The sequence below is a fragment of the Paenibacillus sp. P4_A9 genome (assembly GCF_056402415.1).
In genome coordinates this window covers 1-563 of the sequence record NZ_JBFUHL010000246.1, presented here as the reverse complement: position 1 = coordinate 563, position 563 = coordinate 1, and the positions used below count along the sequence as shown (strand labels likewise).

1 protein-coding gene is annotated in these 563 nt (G+C 38.2%); it reads left to right on the top strand.

The features are described 5' to 3' along the window. Positions 1-253 precede the first annotated feature (253 nt). On the top strand, positions 254-563 hold a 310-nt coding region (locus AC1DVJ_RS31295; protein ID WP_477596865.1), incomplete at its 3' end, for an NADPH-dependent FMN reductase.

Here is a 563-nt window from a genome sequence, read left to right as displayed (position 1 = left end):
AGGAGCTCCTATTCATAATCATATACGTTACATACTTGTTCATATAAGTTTCAAATTATTCATGCATCTTTGGACTTGAAACTGTCACTTTTGATTTATTATTACATAACAATTGTTATGTAAACAATTTAACCACTCAGGCCAATTCCGAATTCGTAAACAATCATTATAACTGTATTTTCAATTGCACTCTGTTCCATCCATCCGTTATGCTTCTCATATAAAACTTAACCTATCGGAGGCCAAAATAACCATGCTTAAAATCGGAATTATACTCGGCAGCACTCGCCCAGGTCGCAGAGGTGAAGTCGTCGCTCAGTGGGTACACGAAGTTGCAAGTAAACGTACGGACGCGATATTCGAGATTGTTGATCTCGCGGATTTCAATTTACCACTTTATGATGAGCCCCATCCACCCATGTTGAAGAAATACACGAAAGAACATACGATTGCTTGGTCGAACGCGATCAATGCGTATGATGGCTATATTTTCGTAACTTCTGAATATAATCATGCCATTTCAGGTGCGCTCAAGAATGCGATTGACTTCTTATTCAATGAAT